Annotated in this window: 12 protein-coding genes and 1 pseudogene; all 13 read right to left on the bottom strand. The window is 61.2% G+C overall.

The window, feature by feature from the left end; all coding sequences use genetic code 11:
• The coding region (locus MOV61_RS27045; RefSeq protein WP_247138795.1) for a periplasmic heavy metal sensor at positions 1-352 on the bottom strand (352 nt) is incomplete at its 3' end.
• Positions 349-786 (bottom strand): hypothetical protein, encoded by a 438-nt coding sequence (locus MOV61_RS27040; protein WP_247138794.1) that lies wholly within the window; start codon positions 784-786, stop codon positions 349-351. The genes MOV61_RS27040 and MOV61_RS27045, both read right to left, overlap by 4 nt.
• Entirely contained in the window at positions 783-1,328 is a 546-nt protein-coding gene (locus MOV61_RS27035) for an RNA polymerase sigma factor (RefSeq protein ID WP_247138793.1), read from the bottom strand. Before MOV61_RS27035 ends, MOV61_RS27040 begins: the two co-directional genes overlap by 4 nt.
• Positions 1,329-1,568: 240 nt before the next feature.
• Positions 1,569-2,330, bottom strand: coding sequence for an ABC transporter ATP-binding protein (locus MOV61_RS27030; RefSeq protein WP_247138792.1), 762 nt, complete (start codon positions 2,328-2,330; stop codon positions 1,569-1,571).
• The gene (locus MOV61_RS27025) at positions 2,327-3,361 is read right to left on the bottom strand and encodes an iron ABC transporter permease (protein WP_247138791.1); all 1,035 of its coding nucleotides are present in this window, start codon (positions 3,359-3,361) and stop codon (positions 2,327-2,329) included. Before MOV61_RS27025 ends, MOV61_RS27030 begins: the two co-directional genes overlap by 4 nt.
• Positions 3,362-3,363: 2 nt before the next feature.
• Positions 3,364-4,386 (bottom strand): ABC transporter substrate-binding protein, encoded by a 1,023-nt coding sequence (locus MOV61_RS27020; protein WP_247138790.1) that lies wholly within the window; start codon positions 4,384-4,386, stop codon positions 3,364-3,366.
• A 155-nt stretch (positions 4,387-4,541) separates the two neighbouring features.
• Positions 4,542-4,679 (bottom strand): hypothetical protein, encoded by a 138-nt coding sequence (locus tag MOV61_RS27015; RefSeq protein ID WP_247138789.1) that lies wholly within the window; start codon positions 4,677-4,679, stop codon positions 4,542-4,544.
• Positions 4,680-4,954: 275 nt separating this feature from the next.
• A complete protein-coding gene (locus MOV61_RS27010; protein ID WP_247138788.1) occupies positions 4,955-5,128 on the bottom strand; it encodes a hypothetical protein in 174 nt (57 codons plus the stop codon).
• A gap of 6 nt (positions 5,129-5,134) precedes the next feature.
• The gene (locus MOV61_RS27005; protein ID WP_157885339.1) at positions 5,135-5,302 is read right to left on the bottom strand and encodes a hypothetical protein; all 168 of its coding nucleotides are present in this window, start codon (positions 5,300-5,302) and stop codon (positions 5,135-5,137) included.
• A 341-nt stretch (positions 5,303-5,643) separates the two neighbouring features.
• On the bottom strand, positions 5,644-5,847 hold the full coding sequence (locus tag MOV61_RS27000; protein WP_247138787.1) for a hypothetical protein: 204 nt from the start codon (positions 5,845-5,847) through the stop codon (positions 5,644-5,646).
• A gap of 151 nt (positions 5,848-5,998) precedes the next feature.
• Positions 5,999-6,442 carry a hypothetical protein gene (locus tag MOV61_RS26995; protein WP_247138786.1) on the bottom strand — a complete coding sequence of 148 codons (444 nt, stop codon included), beginning with the start codon at positions 6,440-6,442 and terminating at the stop codon, positions 5,999-6,001.
• An 11-nt stretch (positions 6,443-6,453) separates the two neighbouring features.
• On the bottom strand, positions 6,454-6,846 hold the full coding sequence (locus tag MOV61_RS26990) for a hypothetical protein (protein WP_051900641.1): 393 nt from the start codon (positions 6,844-6,846) through the stop codon (positions 6,454-6,456).
• A gap of 60 nt (positions 6,847-6,906) precedes the next feature.
• Positions 6,907-7,090: pseudogene (locus tag MOV61_RS26985) on the bottom strand (hypothetical protein); the annotation flags it as partial.

Here is a 7,090-nt window from a genome sequence, read left to right as displayed (position 1 = left end):
GGTCTTCGGTGGCGGCGCGCACGGCAATCTCCGCCCGACGGGCGCGGTCCAGCGCGCTGGCCAGAGCCTTTGCGTCGAGTTCCGGTTCGCCCATCAGCGCGGCAGCCTCTATACGGGCCTGGCGCGCTTCCAGTGAAGTCTGGCGTACCGTGCGGCGAGCATCGTTCATGGCGCGTTGAAAGGCCTCCCGATCATCCTTGGAGAGTTGCTCGCCAGCCAACGGCATTCGGGTAACGGCGGGCGGCGGGTCTGTCCTCAGATAGACCAGCCCGGCACCTGCAAGCGCACAGATGAGGAACGTGTTGAGCGCAAGCAGCGAAATCACCAGCCTTCTGAATTGGATGTCGGTCATGGTGCCTCCTGCATCCACTCACTGTCGGACTGCAATTCGCCGAACGCGGTCATGGTGCCGTTCAGGGAAAGAGCAGGCGGGGGCGTGACGACGACGACCGCGACGGCGCCCGTCAGGCCGCCGGCAAGCCCGACCCCGATCAATCCGGCGCTGATCGCCCAACGACGCAATCTCGTCCTTCTGGCGAGCCATGTTTCGCCATCGGCGAGAATGCCGGCCGTCAGGCGGGTTGAAGGCGAGGGCGACTGCAGACGGGATAATACCGCGTCGAGCTGATCGGCATCCGTCATCAGCACGCGGCCTTCCTCGGTTTCCATGAAAGAGACCGCGCCATCCCTGACAGTGTCGGGCCAACGGTGGGGGCTCGATCCATAGGCATCGATCAGGGCCTGAAAGGCCTCCCGATCGATCGAAGGTGCTTTTTTCTCGGTCATGTCATTTCTCCGTTCAAGATCGCCCGTAATGTTCGGCGTCCCCTTGCCAGCAAGCTTTCGAGCGCATCGACCTTGATCTGCATCACGTCCGCCGCATCGCGATTGGACATGTCCTGGTAATACACCAGAATGATCGCTTCCCGCTGGCGTGGCGCCAGGCTCTGCAGTGCGCGCTGCACCGCTTCGCCATCCCGGTCGTCGGACAACAATCCGGCGTCGGGCAACGGGCCGTGGTCAACCACCTCCGGAGCCTCCGCGACGAGGATATCCCTTCGGCGGCGAAGCCGGTCGTAGCATAAGTTGAGCACGACCCGATGAGCCCAGGTGTCAAACTTCGCTCTTCCCTGTCGCCAGCCACCTGCATGTTTCCATATGCGTAGAAAAGTTTCCTGAGCGACATCTTCCGCCTCGCCCTTGTCGCCCAGCATGCGCGTCGCGACCAACAATATTCTCGGCAGTTTTGCCGCCACCATCTTGCGCATCGCCTGGGGGTCGCCCGAAGCTATGCCTTCGACCAGGTCTGCATCAGGGTCGTCCATCATCAGTCCGATTCTTTACGGTCGATCAGCACGCGAGAATTTATCCCACTTTCCGATCGAAGGATGAACAACGTTCATGACATCCCTGTCGAGGCAATCCTTGGCTTCCATACCGCTTAAACGCACCGACCTGGCAAATCCGTCTCTGGAATTCTTGAAAATCTGCCAAGCACCCGGATCATGACGGACGGGGGCGGCGCATGCGCCTTCGCGATCGTTACGCTTTCGTCGCAAGGGCGATGATCAGACAAGGTAATGAATATGCGGCCGCGAATGATGTGGTGAAGCCTCAACCCGCGCCTCGACGGAAAATACGTCCCTGAGCAAAGTTTCGGTCATCACCTCTTCCGGCGCCCCGCAAGCGACGATCCTGCCACTCTGCATGACGATCAGTTGGTCGCAGAACATCGCTGCATGATTGAGATCGTGAAGCGCGATGATGCTCGTCATCGGCAGGCCGGAAACCAGCCGCATCAGGCCGATCTGATGCTGGATATCCAGATGGTTGGTCGGCTCGTCGAGGATGAGTTCCTTCGGCGATTGCGCCAGCGCCCTGGCAATATGGGTCCGTTGCTTCTCGCCGCCCGAAAGCGATTGCCAGCGATCGTTGCGCTTGTGCGCCATCCCGGCACGCGCAAGCGCGGTCTCAACCGCTTCGTCATCGGTGAGCGTCCAGCCCGAAAATATCGACCGGTGCGGAAACCGCCCGAGCTTCACCACATCGACGACCTTCAGATTGGCATTGGTGGTGGCATGCTGTTCGACGAAGGCGACCCGTTTTGCGATCGAACGCCGCCCGATGGTTCTGAGATCCTTGCCTTCGAGCAGGATTGAGCCTGAATGCGGCGGTTTCAACCCGGCGAGCAGACGCAGGAGCGAGGTCTTTCCCGAGCCGTTGGGTCCGAGCAAGCCGAGCGTCTTACCCGGCGGTGCCTCGAAGGAAACGCCGTCGAGAATGGTCTTCCTGCCAATTTTCCAGGTGAGGTTCTCGGTCTTGATGCTCATGACGCGCGTTGGAACCGGTAGAGGATGATCGAGAAGAAGGGCACGCCGACCAGCGCGGTGACGACGCCGATCGGTAGGACCTGCTGCGGGATGAGAGTGCGTGACGCAATGTCCGCCACCACCATGAAAACGGCACCGACAACCGCGCAGGCCGGCAGCAATCGGACATGCAGCGGCCCGACTAGGAAGCGCGCCACATGCGGTACGACAAGGCCGACGAAGCCGATCGAGCCGACCATGCTGACGATCGTCGCGGTCATCATCGCCGTCAGCGCGAAAAGAACGATGCGTGCCCGCCCGACATTGACGCCGAGCGATGCCGCCGCTTCGTCGCCGAAGGCGAACGCATCCAGCACCCGGGCATAGAGCAGGCAGGCCACAAGCGCGATGCCGACAACGATCGAGACCAGCGTCAATTCCGGCCAGCGTACCCCGCCGAAACTGCCGAGCAACCAGAACATCACATCGCGCGCCTGCTGGGCGTTACCCGACGTCGTGACGATGTAGGAGGTCGAAGCATTGAAGAGCTGCGACGCGGCCACGCCGGCAAGAATGGTGCGGTCCGCGCCGCCGCGGGTTCCATTCGAAAGCAGTGCGACGAAGAAGAAGGCGGCGAAGGCTCCCGCAAAGGCCCCGGCCGACAGTGAAACCGTGCCTGCGCCGACACCGAGGATGACGACCGCGACCGCGCCGGTGGACGCGCCGGCGGAGATGCCGAGCACATAGGGTTCGGCCAGGGGGTTGCGCAGCAGCGACTGCATGATCGCTCCCGACAGCGCAAGGCCCGCGCCGCAGAAGGCCGCGACCAACGCCCGGCTGAGGCGGTAATCCCAGATGACGGTTTCGTGGATACGGTTGAGCCCCACCGCCGTCCATCCCAGCCGATTGGTGACGGCAGAAAAAGTCGTCGCGAGCGGGATCGGCAGATCGCCGATCCCGACACTTATGCCGACGGCAAGCCCGATGGCTGCAAGCGACGCCACCAGCACGGCCGCGAAGGCGGAAAACTGTCGAAGGGAATTGCGCCTCACAATCACTTCAGAAGACCGAGGGCCTTCAGCTGTTCGGCCACCTGTTCGGCGCCATAGATCGTCCGCACGGTCGGGTTCATGGCCTGACCGTCCATCACCACCATTGCCTTGTTCTTGACGGCGGTGATCTGGCTGACGGCGGGATCGGTGGTCAGGAACTTGATCTTGGCTTCCGGCTTGTCAAGTTCCCAGCGGTTACGGTCCAGGTTGGCGACGACGATCACGTCCGGATTGGCAGCGATGATGCTTTCCCAGCCGAGTGTCGGCCATTCGGCTTCGGCTGTAACGGCATTGCGGCCGCCCAGGACATCGGCGATGAAGCCGGACGCTGCGTTCTTGCCGCCGAGATAAGCATCGGCCGATGGGCTCGGGCTGGAGAACCAGAAGACGTAGGAAAGCTGCTTGCCATCCTTTGCCACGCTCGCACGCAATGCCGCTTCACGCTTCTTGAAATCTGCGATCAGCGCTTGGCCGCGGTCGGAGACATCGAAAATCTGCGAAAGCTCGTCGATCTCCTTGTAGAGCAGATCCATGTTCCAGAGTTGCGCGCGGCTGCCGTACTGGTCCTTGACCTCCTTGGTGCTGAGGCAGGTGCTGGGCGAGAGATAGGACCGGACGCCGACCTTGTCGAAGTCCTCACGTTTGGCGACCTTGCTGCTTGGGCCGAGCAGGCTTGGCAAAGCGGCCGCCACGAAATCCGGGTTCTCCGCCAGGATCGACTCGAAGGTCGGAAATTCGACGCTCAGAAGCTTGACCTTGGCATTGGCCTCGGCAAGCTGCGGCAACACCTTGCTTGGCCAGAAGGCAGTCCCGGCCATCTTGTCCTGGAGGCCGAGCAGCAGCAGGATCTCTGCGCTGTTCTGACCAAGCCCGACCGCCCGCTCGGGCGCCTTCTGGAAACTGACCTGCACGCCGCAGTTTTCGATGGTCAGGGGGTATTTCGTCGACGCGAACGCCGGGGAAACGGTCAAGCTGGAAGCCGCAGCGATCAGCAGCGCGGTCAATGTGGATTTTAGCATGAGCATGGCAGGTCCTGGTTCAAGTCTGCCACGGCGAATAGCCGTTCTTGCCTGCTATAACAAGATAAGCGCAGTCACCTTTAATGTCGCAAGCTCATATCCGGCCAAAGGCGCGTCCTCGCCTGCGTTGCAGATATTGGCCGCAGCTGAAACAGGTTCCGTCAGATCAGGTTGCGCCGTTTTGCCTTTATCAGTGCCGCCAGTTCGTCACCGCTGATGATCGGCTCGGGGACCTGCCCGCAATGCACGAAGACCTCGATGGCCGGAAGCTCGCCGATATTCTTTTTGCAGTAGGCCAAGGCCTTTTCCAACGAGACGAAGGTCTGGCTTGGGACATCTTCTGACCAGCAATGGACCGTGGCTGGCACACGCGCATTTCCCGGAATTCGGTCGGGCATTTTTGGGGTTTCCTCGGCGTCTCGTTCTGATGCGAATTTTGGTCACAATTATCATATGACAAGAATATGCGATGGCTTAGCTGGTTGGGTGGTTACCGATCTCAAAGCCGGAACGGAGCAATTTGAACGGTCGGCTCCTGATGAACGATCAGGCGCAAACCCCAATCTGGCGGCGTTTAGGTGCTGGCATAGATCCCGTAGAGCGCGATGAGGACGTAAAGGCAGAAGGCTGCGACAGCCGCGCCGGCGACGAAAATGGCCAAGCCGCGACCGACAACGACCTTGCGCTTCTTTTGAGGCTCGGGATCTGCCGAGGGCGACAAACCCGTCGGGGTTTCGCGTTGCTTCATGGTTCGTTAGTTCGTCTGATCAATGGCGTGGGGAGAGGGCTGTGTTTGCGGACCTGTCGGCTGTCCGGGTGTCAGCAAGAAGAAATAGATAGCACCTATGACAAGCGCCGCTGTCAGGATCGTGGCGACGAACTTCATCATGTTGTTGCCGGCTTTTCTGGACGTGTCGTTCATGAAGGCTCCAACAGGGGGATCGGCAAATAGTTCCTTCGCCAGCTGCCGTAAAACGAAGAGGACAACGCTCCTACAGCGCCGTCCGGCTCGACATCGATCGAAGGCTTCTTGGAGCAAACCGAAGCTCAGATCGTTGCCGCGAGCAAGATGCTGGCTGCGATCAAACAGGCGAGGGCCGCGTTGAGCCCAATGTAGAAGACCAGTTCGTGTTGATGGGCGGGTTTGCGGTGCATCTCGTTCTCCTCCTGCGTGCCCGAACCGGCCGCTGGGCTGAAAGTTCCGTTCCGGATTGGCGACGCGGTTGAAAAAGGCGGCGCGCACGAACGAGAGAAAGCGCGAAGCTAGTCTCCCGCTGCGCCAAGCCCCAGCGGGCCATTGATCCTCTTCAAGGCTTCTCCCAGGGATTTGACCGCTTCCATCGTCACGGCCTGCGCCGACATCAGCATCGCAAGATCGGCATCCTTTCCTTGGTGGGACAGCGCGAGGGCGCGCTTCTGCAGGTTCTGGCTCATCGAGCTGAGCTGCGCAAAAGTATCTTCGTCCATTTTGATCCTCCGAAGTCTGCGCGGTTCAAAGCTTGGAGCCGCCGTTCGGTTCCAATCAGCGAGCGGCGGACTGAACACGCGGGGATCATCCGCTTGCGCCGCCGGCGCCGGCCCCCGCTCTTTCGTGGGAGCCGATCCATCGATGTCCAAATCACTGCTGCGGCAAAAGGACATTGCTCTCGGTGGTGCTTTTGAGCGGCTTCTGTCCCGGGACGTGGGACATGCTGCGCGTCTTGCTTTGCAGCTCGTCACCCTTAACCCGAGTCTTCGTCTGTGATTTGCTGAAGGTGCCTTGGTCCATGGCCTGCGCCCGCGACTGCGCCTTCAGCTGGTTCGGGTTCTCGTTGATCTTGGTCTGGCTTCGGGCTTTGCCATCGGCCGTCGCCGCACTGCCTCCGGAGCCGATCGAGGATGTCGTGCCGCTGTCGGTCCGACAGGCTCCGGCAGTGCCGAGGGTACTTGCCGATGTGCCGCCTGCGGCGGCGCTGCCGCCGGAGCCGACCGTGCCGGCAGCGTTGCAGTCCTGTGCAAGCACCGGTGTGGTAGCAACCGAGACGATCAGCGCCAGGCACGCCAATGATAGTTTCTTCGACATGTCCATCTCCTTCATTTCTGCGGTTTGGTGACGTCACAGGTGCCGTCTGACCGACGGGTGATAACAGTTCCATCGGGGCGGGTGACGCTTGCCGTCGAGAAAGCCTGATTGCCGGCCGTTCCGGTTGTGACGGACGAACCGGCGCTGGACGAAGCCGAGCCGCCGCCCGAGTTCATCGTTGTTGTCTTGCCGTCGATTGTCGTCGAGGACGAAACGCTGCCGCCGCCTGCGGTGACCGATGTCGATGTCCCATTGCCGGTCGAGCCCGTGCTTTCGATGACGGTGCAGGTGGTGCCGTCGTCAAGCTTGATGGTTTCGGTGGCAAAGGCCGAGATCGCGATAAAGGTCGTCAGGATCAGCGGCAGCGCGAAGGTTCCCTTATATACGATTGATGCCGAGGTCATTTCGGCTCTCCTATTGATAGGGCGAAGACGGAACGATCCGCCTTCGCCCGATGGATGGGACTAGCAGGAAGCGCCGTCTTTTTTGGCTTGGCCCGGAGGACATGCCTTCTTGCCCTGTCCGTGTTCCAGGCCGGCCGCGCCCGCCGAACTGCCGCCGGTTCCGACGGAGCCGGTCGACGTGCCATCCTTGGCCGACGTACCGCCGGTGCCGAGCGTCGAAGCGGAACCCGAACCGCTACCCGAC

This window comes from Neorhizobium sp. BETTINA12A (genome assembly GCF_023006485.1).
GTDB lineage: Bacteria > Pseudomonadota > Alphaproteobacteria > Rhizobiales > Rhizobiaceae > Neorhizobium.
This window is presented reverse-complemented; position numbering and strand designations above follow the sequence as displayed.

Coding starts and splice junctions, on each gene's coding strand:
- MOV61_RS27035 (WP_247138793.1), bottom strand. CDS start 1,328: ATGATGGACGACCCTGATGCAGACCTGGTCGAAGGCATAGCTTCGGGC.
- MOV61_RS26990 (WP_051900641.1), bottom strand. CDS start 6,846: ATGACCTCGGCATCAATCGTATATAAGGGAACCTTCGCGCTGCCGCTG.
- MOV61_RS27040 (WP_247138794.1), bottom strand. CDS start 786: ATGACCGAGAAAAAAGCACCTTCGATCGATCGGGAGGCCTTTCAGGCC.
- MOV61_RS27030 (WP_247138792.1), bottom strand. CDS start 2,330: ATGAGCATCAAGACCGAGAACCTCACCTGGAAAATTGGCAGGAAGACC.
- MOV61_RS27010 (WP_247138788.1), bottom strand. CDS start 5,128: ATGAAGCAACGCGAAACCCCGACGGGTTTGTCGCCCTCGGCAGATCCC.
- MOV61_RS27020 (WP_247138790.1), bottom strand. CDS start 4,386: ATGCTCATGCTAAAATCCACATTGACCGCGCTGCTGATCGCTGCGGCT.
- MOV61_RS26995 (WP_247138786.1), bottom strand. CDS start 6,442: ATGTCGAAGAAACTATCATTGGCGTGCCTGGCGCTGATCGTCTCGGTT.
- MOV61_RS27005 (WP_157885339.1), bottom strand. CDS start 5,302: ATGAACGACACGTCCAGAAAAGCCGGCAACAACATGATGAAGTTCGTC.
- MOV61_RS27000 (WP_247138787.1), bottom strand. CDS start 5,847: ATGGACGAAGATACTTTTGCGCAGCTCAGCTCGATGAGCCAGAACCTG.